At 46.9% G+C, this 16,845-nt stretch carries 15 protein-coding genes, 1 tRNA gene and 1 pseudogene; 5 read left to right on the top strand and 12 right to left on the bottom strand.

All coding sequences use genetic code 11. The features are described from left to right. Nucleotides 1-38: 38 nt before the first annotated feature. The 4 genes from ptsP to aroA all read right to left on the bottom strand — a co-directional run bounded on the left by ptsP (nt 39) and on the right by aroA (nt 5,666). Nucleotides 39-1,784: a phosphoenolpyruvate--protein phosphotransferase gene (gene ptsP / locus B4V02_RS09425; protein WP_094154592.1), complete on the bottom strand. Its 1,746-nt coding sequence runs from the start codon at nt 1,782-1,784 to the stop codon at nt 39-41. Beyond that, nucleotides 1,781-3,664 (bottom strand): glucose PTS transporter subunit IIA, encoded by a 1,884-nt coding sequence (locus B4V02_RS09420; protein ID WP_094154591.1) that lies wholly within the window; start codon nt 3,662-3,664, stop codon nt 1,781-1,783. Before B4V02_RS09420 ends, ptsP begins: the two co-directional genes overlap by 4 nt. 240 nt (nt 3,665-3,904) lie before the next feature. Further along, nucleotides 3,905-4,339, bottom strand: a complete 435-nt coding sequence (locus B4V02_RS09415; RefSeq protein ID WP_094154590.1) for a CoA-binding protein — start codon at nt 4,337-4,339, stop codon at nt 3,905-3,907. A gap of 34 nt (nt 4,340-4,373) precedes the next feature. Beyond that, nucleotides 4,374-5,666: a 3-phosphoshikimate 1-carboxyvinyltransferase gene (gene aroA, locus B4V02_RS09410; protein WP_094154589.1), complete on the bottom strand. Its 1,293-nt coding sequence runs from the start codon at nt 5,664-5,666 to the stop codon at nt 4,374-4,376. A 269-nt stretch (nt 5,667-5,935) separates the two neighbouring features. On the opposite strand from aroA, the gene B4V02_RS09405 reads away from it, so the two are divergent. Next, on the top strand, nt 5,936-6,241 hold the full coding sequence (locus B4V02_RS09405; RefSeq protein ID WP_094154588.1) for a rhodanese-like domain-containing protein: 306 nt from the start codon (nt 5,936-5,938) through the stop codon (nt 6,239-6,241). Nucleotides 6,242-6,432: 191 nt separating this feature from the next. Here B4V02_RS09405 and gndA read toward each other — a convergent pair whose 3' ends face one another. Both gndA and B4V02_RS09395 read right to left on the bottom strand, forming a co-directional pair. Continuing rightward, the gene (gene gndA / locus B4V02_RS09400) at nt 6,433-7,839 is read right to left on the bottom strand and encodes an NADP-dependent phosphogluconate dehydrogenase (protein ID WP_094154587.1); all 1,407 of its coding nucleotides are present in this window, start codon (nt 7,837-7,839) and stop codon (nt 6,433-6,435) included. A gap of 178 nt (nt 7,840-8,017) precedes the next feature. After that, the gene (locus tag B4V02_RS09395; RefSeq protein WP_007431051.1) at nt 8,018-8,617 is read right to left on the bottom strand and encodes a hypothetical protein; all 600 of its coding nucleotides are present in this window, start codon (nt 8,615-8,617) and stop codon (nt 8,018-8,020) included. A 280-nt stretch (nt 8,618-8,897) separates the two neighbouring features. On the opposite strand from B4V02_RS09395, the gene B4V02_RS09385 reads away from it, so the two are divergent. Beyond that, on the top strand, nt 8,898-9,530 hold the full coding sequence (locus B4V02_RS09385) for a YktB family protein (RefSeq protein WP_094154586.1): 633 nt from the start codon (nt 8,898-8,900) through the stop codon (nt 9,528-9,530). Between the two features lie 42 nt (nt 9,531-9,572). Here the strand turns inward: B4V02_RS09385 and B4V02_RS09380 are convergent, their stop codons facing one another. After that, the gene (locus B4V02_RS09380; RefSeq protein WP_094156976.1) at nt 9,573-10,859 is read right to left on the bottom strand and encodes an MFS transporter; all 1,287 of its coding nucleotides are present in this window, start codon (nt 10,857-10,859) and stop codon (nt 9,573-9,575) included. A gap of 186 nt (nt 10,860-11,045) precedes the next feature. Here B4V02_RS09380 and B4V02_RS09375 point away from each other — a divergent pair, with 186 nt between their 5' ends. After that, entirely contained in the window at nt 11,046-12,521 is a 1,476-nt protein-coding gene (locus tag B4V02_RS09375; RefSeq protein ID WP_007431054.1) for an aminotransferase class I/II-fold pyridoxal phosphate-dependent enzyme, read from the top strand. A 112-nt stretch (nt 12,522-12,633) separates the two neighbouring features. Here the strand turns inward: B4V02_RS09375 and B4V02_RS09370 are convergent, their stop codons facing one another. Both B4V02_RS09370 and B4V02_RS09365 read right to left on the bottom strand, forming a co-directional pair. Next, on the bottom strand, nt 12,634-12,939 hold the full coding sequence (locus tag B4V02_RS09370) for a DUF1292 domain-containing protein (protein ID WP_007431055.1): 306 nt from the start codon (nt 12,937-12,939) through the stop codon (nt 12,634-12,636). 79 nt (nt 12,940-13,018) lie between these two features. Continuing rightward, nucleotides 13,019-13,558, bottom strand: a complete 540-nt coding sequence (locus B4V02_RS09365) for a hypothetical protein (RefSeq protein ID WP_043891169.1) — start codon at nt 13,556-13,558, stop codon at nt 13,019-13,021. A 219-nt stretch (nt 13,559-13,777) separates the two neighbouring features. On the opposite strand from B4V02_RS09365, the gene B4V02_RS09360 reads away from it, so the two are divergent. Beyond that, nucleotides 13,778-14,539 carry an MBL fold metallo-hydrolase gene (locus B4V02_RS09360; RefSeq protein WP_094154585.1) on the top strand — a complete coding sequence of 254 codons (762 nt, stop codon included), beginning with the start codon at nt 13,778-13,780 and terminating at the stop codon, nt 14,537-14,539. A 121-nt stretch (nt 14,540-14,660) separates the two neighbouring features. Here the strand turns inward: B4V02_RS09360 and B4V02_RS09355 are convergent, their stop codons facing one another. Then, the gene (locus tag B4V02_RS09355; protein WP_007431058.1) at nt 14,661-14,897 is read right to left on the bottom strand and encodes a DUF3892 domain-containing protein; all 237 of its coding nucleotides are present in this window, start codon (nt 14,895-14,897) and stop codon (nt 14,661-14,663) included. 87 nt (nt 14,898-14,984) lie between these two features. Beyond that, the gene (locus B4V02_RS09350; protein ID WP_007431059.1) at nt 14,985-15,428 is read right to left on the bottom strand and encodes a GNAT family N-acetyltransferase; all 444 of its coding nucleotides are present in this window, start codon (nt 15,426-15,428) and stop codon (nt 14,985-14,987) included. 138 nt (nt 15,429-15,566) lie between these two features. On the opposite strand from B4V02_RS09350, the gene B4V02_RS09345 reads away from it, so the two are divergent. Next, nucleotides 15,567-15,638: transfer RNA gene (locus B4V02_RS09345), tRNA-Val, on the top strand. A 225-nt stretch (nt 15,639-15,863) separates the two neighbouring features. On the opposite strand, the pseudogene B4V02_RS09340 reads toward B4V02_RS09345, so the two are convergent. Next, nucleotides 15,864-16,709 (bottom strand): annotated as a pseudogene (locus tag B4V02_RS09340) (Rpn family recombination-promoting nuclease/putative transposase). Between the last annotated feature and the right edge of the window lie 136 nt (nt 16,710-16,845).

Below are 16,845 nucleotides of genomic sequence, written 5' to 3'. Positions count from 1 at the left end.
CTGATTGGCGGCTGTGGCTTTCGAGACATTGCACCATATTACTGCTGTCCAGGCCCAGCCGGAATACAGTTGACATTCGCTGCGGTCAGCTTGTCTTCGATCGCTGCAACAGTAGACATAGCGAAGCAAGCCCGAGCGACCATCTTCGCCTCGGATGCAGTCGTATTCAGCACACGATGCTTAACCCGCAATAAAGATTGTGGGGACATGCTGAGCTGGTGTATCCCGAGCTCCAGCCAAAGGGGAATGGATCGTTCATCTCCAGCCATCTCACCACACACACTCACATCAATGCGTGCTTGATGTGCCGCTTGTGCTGCCATGCGCAGCATCCGCAGCACAGCCGGATGGTATGGGTGGTACATATGTGCGATCTGCTCGTTCATGCGGTCTACAGCCAGCACATACTGAACCAGATCATTCGTTCCGATACTAAAAAAATCAGCTTCAGCCGCCAATAGATCAGCGATCATCGCCGCGGCTGGAACCTCAATCATAATTCCGCGTTGAATGTTCGGATTGTAGGCAAGCCCTCTCGAATCCAAATCCAACATAGCTTCCTTCAACAGAGCATCTGCCTGGCGGAATTCCTCGACCGATGAGATCATCGGATACATGACCTTGATGTTCCCTGCTGCACTGGCCCGTAAAATTGCAGTTAATTGAGTTTTGAATAATTCCCTTGAATCCAGACTGATCCGTATAGCCCGGTAGCCTAGAAAAGGATTTTCCTCCTCCGGCAATTGAAGATAATCCAGCGGCTTATCTCCGCCGATATCCAATGTACGGATGACTACAGCGTGACTCCCTGCCTTTTCCGCTATCAGCCGATACACTTCATACTGCTCCTCTTCATTTGGAGCAGATTTTCGATCCATATATAAAAATTCCGTTCGGAACAGCCCTACTCCTTGAGCTCCATGCTTCAAGGCTGCCTCCAGTTCCTTAACGGAACTGATATTGGCCGCCAGCCTCAGTGAGGTTCCATCTTTGGTCACAGCTTCCACGGAAGCAAGTACCTGCAGCTGTTCTTTTTTGCGGCGCTGCTCATCACGCAATACCTCATAATGGTGGATAACCGTTTTTTCCGGATTCACATACACCTTGCCCAGGTCCCCGTCGACAATCATCATATCTCCGGTCTGGACAGACAAATTAAGATTGCTCTCCAGTCCCGAAACGAGCGGAATACCAAGCGCACGGGCCATGATCGCAGAGTGCGACGTTTTACCACCGTTCATGGTCACAATGCCTAACACATAGCTAGGATTCAAGTGAGCCGATTGGGAGGGTGAAAGCTCCTTGGCGACCAATATATAAGGCAGTGTGTCCTTAGGAAGAGTGACTTCCGGTGCACCCAGTAAATGCTTGAGCAGCCGGTTCCCCACATCCTTAATGTCGATCGCCCGCTCCTTCATATATTCATCATCCAATAAATCAAACATCGTCACAAAATGATCAATGGCTTCCTTAACTGCGACCTCGGCTGCCTTGTACTGACGCTCAATAATTCCACGGATTTCGTTCATGAACTCCGGATCTTCCAATATCGCAAGATGAGCATCAAAAATGCTGGATTCCTCCGGCCCTACCATCTCCCGAAACTCATCCTTAATAAACTGGATCTCACTTTTGGATGTGCGTATCCCTTCATACAACCGTTCAAATTCCTTCGCAAGATCAACCGCATCCATTTTTTGCTCAGGTAAATCCCACTCCCAGCTCGGCAGGACAAATGCCTTCCCGATTGCCACACCTGCTGCGGCGCCGATGCCTTCTATCATGTTTCTACCCCTCCAACATTCCTGTCATGCAGCACAACGGACATTACCGAGGCCTGACCTTTTTTCACTGTTTTAAACGGAGCAAAGCTCCATGACTTGACGCGATCCGGATTCGTGATAACCATAGGAGTCACCAGTGATGGAGCTTGCTCCCGCAGCGCCTGCAGATCAAATTTGATCAGTAATTGCCCCGGCTCCACCGTATCGCCTGCTTCTACCATAGCAGTAAAATTCCCTTTTAGCTGTGAAGTATCAATCCCGATGTGAAGCAGAACCTCAAGTCCCTCTCGTGTAGAGATGCCTAAAGCGTGCATTGTCGGATACAAATGCATCACAGTACCATACACCGGAGATACAAGTTCACCGCGTTCAGGAACAAAAGCAACACCATCCCCGACCAGTTTAGTCGCAAAAATTTTGTCAGGCACTTCATGAATCGGCAGCATTTTTCCATGTACAGGGGCATTGAACAAAATTTGAGGGAGATCACGCTCCATCAGCTTTGCAATTTCCTCACGAATCAGTTCTGAATACGTTCCGAATACGACCTGCAAGTTCCCCCCGCCCAGATTGATCAGCCCGGCCGAGCCCAAAGCCTTCATCGCTCCGGTATCAATCAGCCTGTCATTATGGACGGTCAGCCGCAAACGTGTGATGCAGGCCTCCACCCGCACTATATTTTCCTTCCCACCAAGCGCTTCCAAAATAAGCGGAGCACTGTAAGGAATATTGCCAGCCCAATCCTCCAGAACCGAACCTTCCTCGCGGCCGGGAGTTGGAATGCGGAATCGCCGGATGGCCCATCGAAACAGTACATAATATACAAGGCCATATGCTATTCCCACCGGAATCAGCAACCAGGCGTTATGTGATAGATGAAAATTAAGCACATAATCTATAAAACCCGCCGAATAGGAAAAACCGTGATGAATATCCAGTGCAAAGGTAAGCCACATCGCCAGCCCGGACATGACTGCATGAACGAGGAACAAATAAGGAGCAGCAAACAAAAAGGCAAACTCGATCTGTTCCGATACTCCGGTAAAAAAGCAGACAAGTGCAGCCGTCAAAAACGTTTTTTGTACCTTGGGCTTCAAATCTTCACGCGCTTCCTGAATGATCGCCAGTGCAATGGCAGGGATTGCAAACATCATAATAGGGAACAACCCGGACATAAAATAACCCGCTGTTGGATCGCCAGCAAAAAATCGGGGTAAATCTCCCTGCACGACGTTACCTGACGGCGTTTGATATGTACCCAGTTGAAACCAAAATATATTATTGAGCAGATGGTGAAGACCAAAGGCCGCCAGCAGCCGGTATAGAATACCGTATATAAACAGTCCAAAGCCGCCCAAGCTCGATTCCAGACCTGCTATAAATTGCAATCCACTCTGAATAAGCGGAGCAACAAGCAGCATAAGCCCTGCGAACACAGCAGAGAACAAGCCAATGAGCAGCAAAACAAATCGGGTACCCCCAAAAAACTGCAGCACTTCGGGCAACTTAATGCTTTTAAAACGATTATAGGCGATCCCTGAAATGACCCCCAAAATGATACCAATGAGCGTCGCCGGCTGAATGATTCCGTTTCCAAATCTCAATGTGACTTGATCATATATAGCCATACCAGCCAGCGCTGCCAGTCCCGCCTGACCTGCCTGATTCGACATGCCGAGTGCAACACCAACCGCAAACAGGTAAGGCAAAAAATAAAAAATCCCATGTCCCGCCGCATTAGCCATATCAGACACCATAGGGAATCCCCACGCGGACCAAGGAAGGCTGCCGAGACTTAGTAATATTGCAGCTGCCGGTAGTACCATCGTCGGGAGCATGACAGCACGACCAAGCTGTTGTAAGGATCCGAGCCAATTCATGGCATTCCTCTCCCTTCTATCCCTGATGGTAAGCTGAATACATACTTTTGTCAAAGCGATGATTCCGTCTGACAAAAAATATTTACTTACGCTTCTACAGGTAAAAATATCTTTATTGCTACAATACATACATTATATGGATTGCTATAAGTATAATATACTGTACGAAGTCCCCATTTCACACTAAAAACCTTCAACCCTGTGAAGCCAGGGAAGAAGGTTTTTGGCGCAGCTTTATGATTATCCTTTACGTACTGCCTGGGTCACCGAGTCCTCTACCTTAATGCAGCGATCCATAATGACCGTCATTCCATGCTCCTGTGCAATGTCAGCCGCTTCATGGCTGATAATCCCCTGTTGAAGCCACAAAATCTTGGCTCCAATCGCAACTGCTTCACGCGCAACCTCTGCACAGTATTCACTGCGGCGGAATACATTGACCAATTCGACGGGCTCGGGTACTTCAGCAAGACTGGCATAGCAAGTCTCCCCAAGAATGGTTTGCCCTGCTGCGGCAGGATTAACCGGAATAATCCGGTATCCCCGCTGTTGCATCGCATAAGAAACCATATATGAGGTTCGGTCTGATTTATCAGACAAACCAACAACCGCAATATTGCCTACTTGTTCCAAAATGGTTTTAATTTCTTCCCTGGACGGGTTTTCAAAAGCCATTCTGTCCCCTCCTGTTCACATTTTTAGTTTATTTTTATTTTACCCATTCGACCGAAGCACCAAGCGTCGTCAAATGGTCAAAATACTGTGGATACGATTTGGCGACATGATGCGCATCCTTGATCAATAGCGGCTTCTGCGCGCGCAAGCCTACAACCGTCAAGGCCATAATGACACGGTGATCAAAGTGCGCGTTAATTTCAACGCCTCCTTCGACACCCTCCGGTCTGCCATGGACGATAATCTCCGCTTGACGTTCTTCTACGCGAGCTCCGGCCTTGCTCAGCTCATTCAAATAATCGGTGATCCGGTCACATTCCTTGTACCGCAAATTTTCCACATTATAAAAACGAGACGTGCCTTCAGCAAATACAGCCGCAGCTACCATTGCGAGCACAGCGTCTGTTGCGGCATCTCCGTCAAACTCGATGGCCTTCAATCGGCCGTTCCCCTTCACGACAACGGTATCGTTCTCGTGCGTCAGCGGTACTTCCATCATACGCAGCACATCTACAATAGCACGTTCTCCCTGCTTGCTCTGCTCTTTTAGCCGATGGATGGTGACATCGGAATTTGTTACTGCAGCAGCAGCCAGCACTGCCGCACTCCCCGGGTAATCCCCCTGTACAGTATACGTACGTGGCTGATAGGATTGTCGGCCAGGTACACGGAAAGACATGTAATCATCGCTTGCATGAATGACAATACCAGCCTCCTGCAATACCTCCAGCGTCTGCCCGACGACCACTTTGGATTTCAAATCATGCAGCACTTCGATTTCGCTGTCTTTCTCCAATAATGGGGTAAGGAATAGCAACGCGCTCAAATATTGTGAGCTAACCGAGCCGGACACCTGAATTTTGCCACCCTTGGCTTGACCGCCCTGGATACGAATCGGCAACTTACCTTCGCGATGGTCCACCTTCACACCCAACTGGCCCAGCGCATCGATGAGATCGTCATGCGGGCGTTTACCCAATGAGTCAGGATATGTATTAACGAAAGTAACATCCGGACACAAGGATGCAATTGCCATCAAAAAACGAAGCACCGCTCCGGCATTCCCCACATTTAGCTCCTTCACGGATCGAGGATGGCTGCCAAAGCCTGTAATAACTATCTTCTCGTCATCCTCCTCCAGCACTGCGCCCAGATCAGCGATACAACGTCGCATGGCATCACTGTCTTCGCTATGGGCTGGATAATAAATGGTGCTTTTTCCATCCGCGAGTGCCGCTGTGAGCAAATAACGAGTAGTGTAGTTTTTGGAGGACAAGGCCCCAATCTCTCCTTGCAAGGAAGGGGTAGGTCTAACGATAACATCCATATTGTACATGCTCCTTTTCGATTCAAACCATCCTAGTTTACATTAATTATACAAGCTGTAGCATTCATTTCTCCACCAAAAAATATATAATATTCATTTAGGTCTGGCGGAGTTTAATCCGACATGTTCATTAATCTCCATCTGTCTTCAGGATAAGCACAATTGACAGCTTAGAGATAGCTTCGCTATCATACATAGAGAGTGTGATATTTCGCACATATTAATAACACAACGCAATACCCATTTCACATCAGAAAAGAGGTCCAGCCATGACGCAAATCGCCCTGATTGAACCTTCTGAGCTTCGCGCACGCCTGCAAGCAGGAGAACAACTGCAATTGATCGACGTCCGCGAGGCGGAAGAAGTAGCGGAAGGCATGATTGAAGGTGCCAAGCACATTCCGCTCGGACAGCTTCCGGGCCGTCTTGAGGAAATTGAACGTACCGGTGAAATCATCTTTATTTGCCGGAGCGGTTATCGCAGCGAACGGGCCTGCGAATATTTGCAGCAGCTCGGTTATGAAGGCTGCACTAACATGACCGGCGGCATGCTGCAATGGTTACAAGAACAGTAAAAAGCATAAACGCGTTAACGCATTAAAATCTGTTCTTATCATACCACAGCGTTAAAAGGTTACACAATCCTCTCCGTATGATCCCCTTTGACGCGCACATCAAAAAACGGAAGCTTCTTTTACCCGGTCGGGCCAAAAAAGCTTCCGTTTTATTTTATACTGCTATCCTTGTATATCCGCCAGATCGTTCATTAGAACCATTGGTGATGGAATACGCCTTCTTTGTCCACACGTTTGAACGTATGTGCACCAAAGTAGTCACGTTGCGCTTGCAGCAGGTTTGCTGGCAAACGTTCAGTGCGGTAGCTGTCATAGTATGCAAGCGCGCTGGAGAATCCAGGCACTGGAATACCTTGAGATACAGCCACAGAAATCACTTGGCGCCATGCATTTTGATAATTTTCTACTACGTTTTTGAAGTAGGAATCCAGCAACAGATTTTTCAGGGCAGGATCACGGTCATAGGCATCCTTGATGTTTTGCAGGAATTGCGAACGGATAATGCAGCCGCCACGGAAGATCATGGCGATATTTCCGTATTTCAAATCCCAATTGTATTCATCGGAAGCTGCGCGCATTTGAGCGAATCCTTGGGCATAAGACACGATTTTACTTGCAAACAGTGCTTTACGTACGTTTTCGATAAATTCTTTTTTGTCGCCGCTGAAGGATTCAACAGTAGGACCACTCAGCACTTTGCTTGCAGCAATACGCTCGTCTTTCATGGCAGACAAGAAACGGGAGAATACGGACTCGGTTATCATGGACAGAGGCACACCCAGATCCAGCGCGCTTTGGCTTGTCCATTTACCTGTACCTTTTTGACCTGCGGCATCCAGAATCACATCTACCATTGGTTTGCCTGTTTCAGGATCATATTTAGAGAAAATGTCAGCCGTAATTTCGATCAAGTAGCTGTCCAGTTCGCCTTTATTCCATTCCGTAAAGATTTCATGCAGTTCTTCCGCGCTCACGTTCAGGACAGATTTCAACAGGTGATAAGCTTCACCAATCAATTGCATGTCACCATACTCGATGCCGTTATGCACCATTTTCACATAGTGGCCAGCACCGTCAGGACCGATATATGTACAGCACGGGTCGCCATTCACTTTTGCAGAGATCGCCGTCAGAATCGGTTCTACCAGTTTGTAGGCACTCTCTTGTCCACCCGGCATGATGGCAGGACCGTTCAAGGCACCTTCTTCACCACCGGATACGCCTGTACCAATAAAGCGAAGTCCTTTTTCCTCCAGCTCCTTGCTGCGGCGCTGTGTATCAGGGAAGTAGGCATTGCCTCCGTCTATAATAATGTCGCCCTTGTCCAGATGAGGCACAAGCTGTTCAATCGTGGCATCTGTTGCTTTACCCGCTTGAACCATGATCAGGATTTTACGGGGCGATTCCAGTGAGTTCACAAATTCTTCAATGGAGAAAGTACCCGTCAGTTTTTTACCTTCTGCTTCTTTGAGAAGATCATGCGTTTTTTCTGGAGAGCGGTTAAAAACCGAGACTGTGAAGCCTCTGCTCTCAATATTAAGGGCCAAATTCTTACCCATTACCGCCAGGCCGATCACACCAATCTGCTGTTTTGCCATCTGGTTCCTCATCCTTTGCAACATATTTTTTATTCTATATCGCCGTTTTACCGCATTACACTTTATGTGAATCGGAACACGTGCACTTCTATTTTAACGTTTTTGGTGTCAGAAGTGAACCCCTGTCTATTCGCAGAGCAAAACACCCCATTTTCATGAGGTGTTCCGATGTAAAGTACTACGCTTCCATCATTAGCAATTGACGGGATAGCGTTTGCAGGCGTTCCTGGCATTTCCCTGCTTTCGCCGTATTTCCCTCACCCATCGCCATAAACAGCTTCTCCAACACATCGTCTACTTCCATTTTGAGCAACAGCAACCGGGTTTCGCCTTCATTGGAGGTGTACATATCCTCCATTTCCTGTACGGACAGCACCGGTCCCTTCTGATAAATAACACGCTGCTTAAAGCCAGTTACCTCGACCAGACGAATGACCTCACCGAACAAAATATTTTCCACTAAAATATGATGGTCCTTGACTCTTTTGACAATGGCATGACCTCGGGTGCTTCCAATCAGCTTCTCCAGCCACTCGGCCAGCTTGGCGTCGCGGATCACATAATCTCCAGCCAACTTGTAATGCCCTGTGCGCAATTGTTGAAAACGGAGCTTCACCAGCTTGCGCCCGGTTCTCACCGACAAAACCAGATACGACTCATCCTCGCTCCAGTACAGCGAATACCCTTCCGATATCAAATCCTTGATCAGATTATGGATATGCCGACGGCTAAACCGGAGCTCTAGATTACAATATTCTACCTCACAGCCCTTGTTCACGGCATTCCCTCCTTTTTCAAGTCCGATTCAAGAAGTCCGGCTACAGCAGCCTGCGGCTTTCCCGCTTGATCTTCCTTTGCTCTATTTTATACTTCATTTTATGTAAGGGTACTTGGTTATTTGACCTATTTTTATGAGTAACAGCGCACAATCCTACTTTTGCCTTATATGCTTGTACCGAGCCTGGTCTAAAGTCGGTCAAGCCCACCAGCATTATGCTATAATCGGACATAGTACGCCAAACGATATGGCTTACCCCAGAGATACAGGAGGAAACGGAATGACATTCAGTGGATTTACCGCAGAGGATTTTGAGGTTTTTGAAGTACCGGGGCTGGAGCCTCGCATGGAGGTGCTAGTTCAGCAGCTGCGGCCCAAGCTGGAGGCAATTGGCGAGGAGTTAGCCCCGTTCCTGACAGAATTATGTGGCGAGCCTATGCACGTTCACGTTGCCAAGCATGCACGACGCAAGGTCAATCCCCCGATAGATACTTGGGTAGCCTGGGCAGCAAATAAGCGCGGATATAAGGCCTTGCCGCATTTCGAGGTAGGTATGTTTGCTTCCCATATTTTCGTCATATTCGCAGTCATTTATGAAAGTCCGAACAAAATCACGTTTGCCCAGGCGCTTGAAGCCAACCTGAGCGATGTACGCTCCAACATACCGGGGCATTTTTACTGGTCCATGGACCACATGAATCCAGAAGGCACAGAGCAGCAACAAATGGACACGAAAGAGTTTCAAACCATCATTAACAAGCTGCAGCAGGTGAAAAAAGCCGAGATCATGTGTGGGCTCCGTATTGATCGGAATGACCCTCTGGCCAGTGACGGAGCAGCGCTGCTGCAGACGGTACGCTCCACCTTTGAGTATTTGCTGCCGCTGTACCGGATGGCGTTTCCAAAAGAATAACTTCCGATAAATGCAGCCCTGATCCGCTTTTAAGAGCATAGTTCAGGCCTTAACAACGGTTTTTCTACGCGGACGACGCGCCAGAGCCAAATGGCAGCCGAACATAAGCAGCATCACGACACCACTGATAATAAATGGGGCTGTGTGACCTGCACGGTCCCATAGCACTCCTGACACGAGCGGACCGATAACCATCCCCGAGCCTTGGAGCGTTAGAAAAAAGCCCCATACTGTTGCTCGTTCGCTTTCCGGGATCAGTTTGGCTAGAAATGTATTCCATGCAGGCAAAATGAGAGCATATCCCAAACCAATCAGCGCTACGGCTATGAACACAAACGGAATAGATCGGACGGTTGAGAAGAAAAACAACGTGATGCCGGCAAGCAAAAAGCCAATATGCAGAAAATACTCCGTTCCAAGTCGATCAACCAGCTTACCGCACGGAATCAGTGCCAGCACAGTCACCCCACCGCCTGCAATCAAAAGCACGCTGTATAGGTTCGGTGAAATTCCGAGGTCCGTCCGTGCGTACAGCGTCAGTACCGGGCTGATCAGACCGATAACAAACGACTGTAAAAACAGAGCCGGATAAATAAGTGGATTGACGTTTAGCTTTGTTTTGAGCGTGCTGATCGTTTCCTTGATTCCTTTCCATAGTTGCTGCTTCTGCTTGATGGTCCCACCGGAAGACACTGCAGCGCTTCGCTCGGGATTTTCTGTAGCAGTTGTTTTGTTCGATCCAGGCAGCATGAGAGCAACCAGCAACAATACAATGCTGCATCCTATCAAAATCATGAACACCATTCCGTAAGAATGCCCATAATATGACATAGCAAAGTTCATAACAAGCGGCCCTAGCCCCGTCCCGCCCATGGACGCAATTTCCAATGTTCCCATCGCTGCGCCGTTGCTGTTATTAGGTCCAGACATTTCGGTCGTTCCAGTCATGACACAAGGCCAGAGCGGAGAGGTGCCAAGTCCGAGCAGCAGACATGCTGCCACGAGCCACACAGGCTCCCTGAGCACGCTTAGCGTAATGATCGCTACAAGTGTAAATAACAGCGCGGTCGACATCGTTCCACGGTAGCCGAGCCGTTCAGCCATCCAGCCCGCCGGCGCCCGAAACGCATTGTCGCCAAAATATTGAAGCGAAAAGGCCAAACCAATAATGCCCGCTGACAGCCCAAGTGTTTCCCCCATATATACCGGTAGGATGGCCACCAGTAGAGAACCTTTCATAAATTCGACCAAAAATACCAGCACCCATAATTGCGCAAAAAAAGGAGACCACAGCCGTCGTGGAGCTTTTTCCTGTCCAATTTGCCTCATCCGTCCCACATCCTCACCTTCGTTTTTTGAGTTATCAAGTCCAGGTTCTTCCACTACTCCACTTTTCCACAAATAAATGCATCCTTAACCGCTTGCATTCCTACTTCAAACTGCTATACTCAATTTTGTTCTATTATCAATTGCACAGGATTGTCGAATCCTGCATGAAAGGTTGTGACAACACTAATGAATCAAAGCAACACCCCGCTTTTTACTGCTTTGAAAAAGCATGCTCAGAGCAACCCGGTTCAATTTCACATCCCAGGTCATAAAAAGGGAGTGGGAGCAGATCCGGAATTTCGCGAATTTATGGGGGATAATGCCTTTTCCATAGATATGATCAACATCGCTCCATTGGACGATCTGCATCAGCCGTCAGGCGTCATCGAAGAAGCTCAAAAGCTTGCAGCAGAAGCCTTCGGAGCTGATTATACTTATTACAGTGTACAGGGAACAAGTGGAGCCATCATCACTATGATTATGTCCATTTGCTTGCCGGGTGATAAAATTATTGTACCCCGAAATATACACAAATCCATAATGTCTGCCATTATCTTTGCTGGTGCAAAGCCGGTATTCATATCTCCAGTCAGTGATGAGAATCTTGGTATTCACCACGGGGTTACAACCAAGTCCGTACGCCGGGCATTGGAACGTCACCCTGACGCCAAGGGCGTCCTTGTCATCAACCCGACATATTACGGTGTGTGCGCCGATCTGAAGGAAATTGTTGATCTCGCTCACAGCTATAATGTGCCGGTCCTGGTCGATGAGGCTCACGGTGTACTGATTCATTTTCATACTGATCTGCCGATGTCCGCCATGGAGGCGGGAGCAGACATGTCAGCTACCAGCGTTCACAAGCTGGGCGGTTCCCTGACCCAAAGCTCGATTCTGAATGTGAATACAAAGAACGGATACATTAATCCGCAGCGTGTACAAACTATTTTCAGTATGCTGACGACGACATCCACTTCGTATATTCTGCTGGCTTCGTTGGACACATCCCGACGCAACCTGGCGCTTAACGGCCATGAAATAGCTCAACGCGCTCTGGATCTGGCTGAATATTGCCGGGCAGAGGTCAACAAGATTGAAGGGCTGTATTGCTTTGGCAGTGAGATTCTTGGCACCGAAGCTACCTATGATTATGATCCAACCAAAATTACGATTCATATCCGCCACTTGGGCCTTACCGGATACGATGTGGAAAATTGGCTGAGAGATCACTACAATATCGAGGTTGAGCTTAGCGATATGTACAATATTCTCTGTCTGGTGACCCCCGGGGATACCAAAGAGGATGTTGAGATTTTATTGAAAGCTCTGCGCGAACTGGCTTCTATACATTATTCTACAGGTCAGCAGCATGAGCTGATTGTAAAAATACCTGATATCCCGCAGCTCTCCCTCATTCCGAGAGACGCTTTTTACGGAGATACGGAAGTAGTTCCATTCAAGGAATCGGCTGGTCGTATTATTGCGGAGTTTATTTATGTATATCCACCGGGTATTCCGATCTTGCTGCCGGGAGAAGTGATTTCGCAGGACAATATTGATTATATTGTCGATCATGTGGAAGTAGGCCTGCCTGTTAAAGGACCTGAGGATCGAACGGTACATCAGGTGAAGGTTATCGTCGAAACGGACGCTATTTCATAATGCCGATCTGAGAGTCCGTGCTTGCAATACATGTTGATAGTCAACAAAAAAAGCCCCCATTCGGGGGCTTTTTAATGTCTTGAAGAGCTTCTAACAGCTGCTGTATCCAATTCTATTCGTATTGGGCAACAAGCTCGCTATATGCAGCTTCTACACGTTTCCATTCATCTTCGTCCTCAATATTGTAAAGCACCATTTCTTCGTTTTCTTCTTCCATACGAAGAATAATGCCATCCGCTTCAGGATTGCCTCGCTCCAGCAGAAGGGCGTAAACGTGATCTTCTACGTCAAAGGTCTCTACCAGCACCATTTCTACATCTTTACCATTTTCATCAGTTAGCGTAAGAACCATTTCTTCATGTTCGTGGTCATGATCGTGGTTGCAGGCTTCACCGTGTTCATGTTTGTGATCACTCATGGAAATACCTACCTTCAAATTGTTTTATTTTCCCTCGTATCGTAACATGATCAAGGATGCAGGTCAATTTGGGGTATGCCTAATTTATCGCTGTAATGACTTTTTCGGACACTAATGTATAGCTGCTGTCTTTGCTTTCTTTAATATAAAAACCGACACGGTAATTCCCTGCTGTTTTGAAATCATACGTAAAGTCACTGGTACGGAACCAAAAGTTATCCTTTTGTTCTCCTTTGATATCCTGGGACTGAATATCCTTTACATTGCCCGAAGGGTCGGTGATCGCTACCTTCACTCCAGAAATATCCGTTTTCAAGGTATCAATTTGACTAAATACATTGAATTTCACCTTGTTGCCTTTATTCACGTTACCAAACACAGTATCCCCCTTGAATAGGAACATATGCACGTTAGGCTGGTCGAAAACAACTTTCCCGCCAGATGGATCAAAATTTACAATTCCGTTAAAATCGCGAATAGGCACATACGTTTTTCCATCAATGACAACCGCGCCATCCTTCGACACTTCTCCATTAATAATCAGTTGCACTTGGTCCTTGGCGGATTCCGCCGAAATGACGGTCCCTCCCATTATCGAAAAGGCCATCATTAGGGCCATCACTTTTCTGAATTTAACCACCACTTATCCCTCCATCGTTATCTGTTAAAAACCTGTCGTTGTACATTTATACCTAGCTCAGCCCCACAAGTTGCGCTGTACTCCACAAATTGTCCAAAATTTTCACATAGCCTGCCAAATCCTTTAGTTCCAGCAGTATAGATGATAAAATACGACTGTAAAAGATCCTATACACATAGCCTGGAGGGTGAGCCTAAAATGAGCCTAACGATACAAATGCTTGGGACAGGCAGTGCCTTTGCTAAGCATTATTACAACAACAACGCGCTGCTGGATAGCGGTGAAGGGAAACTGCTGATTGATTGCGGAACTACCGCTTCTCTGGCTCTGCACCAAATGGGCGTTCCTTTATCTGAAATTGACGCTATCTTAATCACCCATATTCACGCGGATCATGTCGGAGGTCTGGAGGAATTCGGCTTCCAGATGAACATTCTCCACCGTCGCAAGCCTGTACTTTATATCGCTGAACCACTAATCCATCCACTATGGGAACACACACTCAAAGGCGGTATGTCACAGCAAGGCATGATTGATAGGCTCGAAGATGTTTTTGAGGTAAATGTACTAACACCTGGTAAATCTGCTGTTTTAGTATCTGGTATCCAGGTGGAACTCATCCCTACGCAACATATTCCCGGTAAAAACAGCTACTCGCTATTCATTAATGATCGTCTTTTTTATAGTGCGGATATGATTTTTGATCCTGATTTGCTTCATCACCTGGTGTATGAGCGTGGATGTCAGAGTATTCTACATGAGGTTCAGCTGCAAGGTGCGGGAGAAGTCCATACGACACTGGACGAGCTGCTAAGCCTGCCACAACCTCTTCAAGAGCGTATTCACCTGATGCACTATAGTGATGATATGGAACAATTTCGGGAGAAGGCAGGGGTCATGTCCTTTCTGGAGCAGCAACGCAAGTATCCCCTTGCCGAACTGGAACGTGCAAAGCAATAATGCCAATTACGGCTGAAGTGAGTAACAAAAAGCCGCCAAGCCTTCCTACAAAGGATAGCTGGCGGCTTCCATATATTTTTGCGTTTGATAGTAGACTTAAGTTTTAGTGTTAAACCCCGGGTCAGAACAACGGCAGCTGATCCAGATTATTGGTAGGATCCCCATCGGCATCTCCGCGAATTCGTTTGCTTCCATCCTTTGCCTTAAACACATTTACGCCTGCAATTGAGCCTGCTTCAATCTCATTTAGTGCCTGATTGTAATCCAGAATTCGCCCGGTGGACGTCTGAAAAGACGTCAGATCGCCATCCCCGTTTTTGCGTACCGCCGTAATCTGTTCCCGTTCTGTATTTGCCATGCTGCATCGCTCCTTAGCCATAGTATAGTGGAGGAACTCTCATTAGCATGGACTCTGTACAGAATTTTATGCATCTAGCACGATCGTTTACAGCTTTTTGCGCATACGTACGTGCGGAATTCCGGCATCGTCAAAAGGTTCATCGGATATCGTCTCATACCCGAGCTTTTCATAAAACTTTTCAGCTTGGCATTGGGCATCCAGCAGTGAGTATCTTAACCCCAGCTCACGTGCGCGTTCTTCCAGTGCCAGTAGCAATACACGCCCATAACCCGCCGCACGATACTCCTTGAGCACGGCAATACGCTGCATTTTAGCAGTATCTTCTTCATAATACGTCAGTCGACCAGTAGCCACCATTTCACCATGGTCACAAATTAGCAAATGATGAACGGCATCTCCCAGCTTGTCATAATGATCAAGCTCCAGTTCAAGAGGCACCTTTTGTTCCTCGACAAACACTTTGGTACGGATCGATATCGCTTCCTGTAGCTGTTCCTCTGTCGTTACACTGATAATTTCTGCGGCCATTCTCTGCTCCCCCTATCACCAATCCAATTGACAAACCTGGTAAATTTGAATTATATATATAAATGGCGACAAAATTCAAGTATCTTTATTTTTTTGCTTTACATATATGGTTAATACATGATATTATCTAGTAACCGCAGGACGGTAGCTCAGCGGGAGAGCATTATCTTGACAGGGTAAGGGTCATGGGTTCGATCCCCATCCGTCCTATACGTCAAAAGCCTTGATGATCAAGGCTTTTTTTATTTGTTTAGGGATAAGTTAGAATGTAAAGGGGAGTAAAACGACTTTGTGGTCAAGATTTGGTCAAGAATTGTTTTTTCGGAGTGTTTGGAACGTAGGAAATCGTCTATTGTTAGAATTTACTAGTCAAAAATATACTCCTTTGAAGATAAGAAGAGCCGACCGCATTATGGTCGGCTCTTCTATATGTTCTCACTGCAACGGCTTTAATACCTTGATTTCATCTTCCGTCAAACCAGAGGCTTTAGCTATAACTGACATTTCAACACCAAGAGCAAGTAGCCTTCTTGCCACTTCTTTTTTGGCTTCTGCTGTTGCTCTTTTGGCTGCGACTTCAGCCGCTTCATACATTGATGCTTCATCATGCAGATACTTCTGACGGTCTTCATACTGTCTCCGCGCTTCCAAGTCCTGACTCAAAAACTCCAACGTATCCATTGCTTTCTTTAATACAGGTTCATTTATTGTCAGCACCTCCCATTTGGATTGATCTGCACCTTTCAGGAACAGCAGCCAATTCACAAGCCCACCTTCCTCGATGGAGACAGCTTGTTCATCTAACTTGGGCAGCTCCAGAAAGTGGATTTCAATATCGTCGATTAACGAAATTCCGGTACGATCTTCTCGCAGATGAAACACATTATGATATTGATTATTCCGTAGTAAAGCATAGTCCAGAATGTTAATGGTCACACACCGTTTTAACTGGCTATATGGCTGCCCTTCCTGTAATTGCCCAGAGTATTGTTTACTCCAATAAAAGAGAGTTTGTTTCTCGGTATCCTATTTATTGAACAATTGCATTTCGACATTGATAATTTCTCCTTCTGTAGTTCTGGCTCAAATGTCAAGAATAGATTGCTTGTCACGTGGAGAGTCCTTGTCTGTATATGGGTTCAAAAGAATAATATCACTAAGCGGCGGCTTTCCGGCTTCCGCAAACGTGCGATTCAGAAAGGCCAACAGGACATCGTGGTTCTCTTCACTCCCAAAAATACGTTTAAATAAAAAATCATTCCGTGGATTAAGCAGCTTCATGAATGATCAACTCCGTTTTCTTTATTATATCATTATCACTGTTTGTTGCGTAAGCCAAACGTAAACACTCCAACCATTCTTTACCTCCTGAAGAGAAAACATAAATAGACCAAAGTGTCATTTGGTCGGCTTACAC

Source organism: Paenibacillus kribbensis (genome assembly GCF_002240415.1).
GTDB classification, from domain to species: domain Bacteria; phylum Bacillota; class Bacilli; order Paenibacillales; family Paenibacillaceae; genus Paenibacillus; species Paenibacillus kribbensis.
This window is presented reverse-complemented; position numbering and strand designations above follow the sequence as displayed.

Excerpts from the sequence above, each read along its gene's own strand:
- B4V02_RS09360 (WP_094154585.1), top strand. The coding sequence starts at position 13,778 with ATGAGCCTAACGATACAAATGCTTGGGACAGGCAGTGCCTTTGCTAAG.
- B4V02_RS09420 (WP_094154591.1), bottom strand. The coding sequence starts at position 3,664 with ATGAATTGGCTCGGATCCTTACAACAGCTTGGTCGTGCTGTCATGCTC.
- ptsP (WP_094154592.1), bottom strand. The coding sequence starts at position 1,784 with ATGATAGAAGGCATCGGCGCCGCAGCAGGTGTGGCAATCGGGAAGGCA.
- B4V02_RS09380 (WP_094156976.1), bottom strand. The coding sequence starts at position 10,859 with ATGAGGCAAATTGGACAGGAAAAAGCTCCACGACGGCTGTGGTCTCCT.
- B4V02_RS09365 (WP_043891169.1), bottom strand. The coding sequence starts at position 13,558 with ATGGCCCTAATGATGGCCTTTTCGATAATGGGAGGGACCGTCATTTCG.
- gndA (WP_094154587.1), bottom strand. The coding sequence starts at position 7,839 with ATGGCAAAACAGCAGATTGGTGTGATCGGCCTGGCGGTAATGGGTAAG.
- B4V02_RS09370 (WP_007431055.1), bottom strand. The coding sequence starts at position 12,939 with ATGAGTGATCACAAACATGAACACGGTGAAGCCTGCAACCACGATCAT.
- B4V02_RS09415 (WP_094154590.1), bottom strand. The coding sequence starts at position 4,339 with ATGGCTTTTGAAAACCCGTCCAGGGAAGAAATTAAAACCATTTTGGAA.
- B4V02_RS09355 (WP_007431058.1), bottom strand. The coding sequence starts at position 14,897 with ATGGCAAATACAGAACGGGAACAGATTACGGCGGTACGCAAAAACGGG.
- aroA (WP_094154589.1), bottom strand. The coding sequence starts at position 5,666 with ATGGATGTTATCGTTAGACCTACCCCTTCCTTGCAAGGAGAGATTGGG.
- B4V02_RS09405 (WP_094154588.1), top strand. The coding sequence starts at position 5,936 with ATGACGCAAATCGCCCTGATTGAACCTTCTGAGCTTCGCGCACGCCTG.
- B4V02_RS09385 (WP_094154586.1), top strand. The coding sequence starts at position 8,898 with ATGACATTCAGTGGATTTACCGCAGAGGATTTTGAGGTTTTTGAAGTA.
- B4V02_RS09350 (WP_007431059.1), bottom strand. The coding sequence starts at position 15,428 with ATGGCCGCAGAAATTATCAGTGTAACGACAGAGGAACAGCTACAGGAA.
- B4V02_RS09375 (WP_007431054.1), top strand. The coding sequence starts at position 11,046 with ATGAATCAAAGCAACACCCCGCTTTTTACTGCTTTGAAAAAGCATGCT.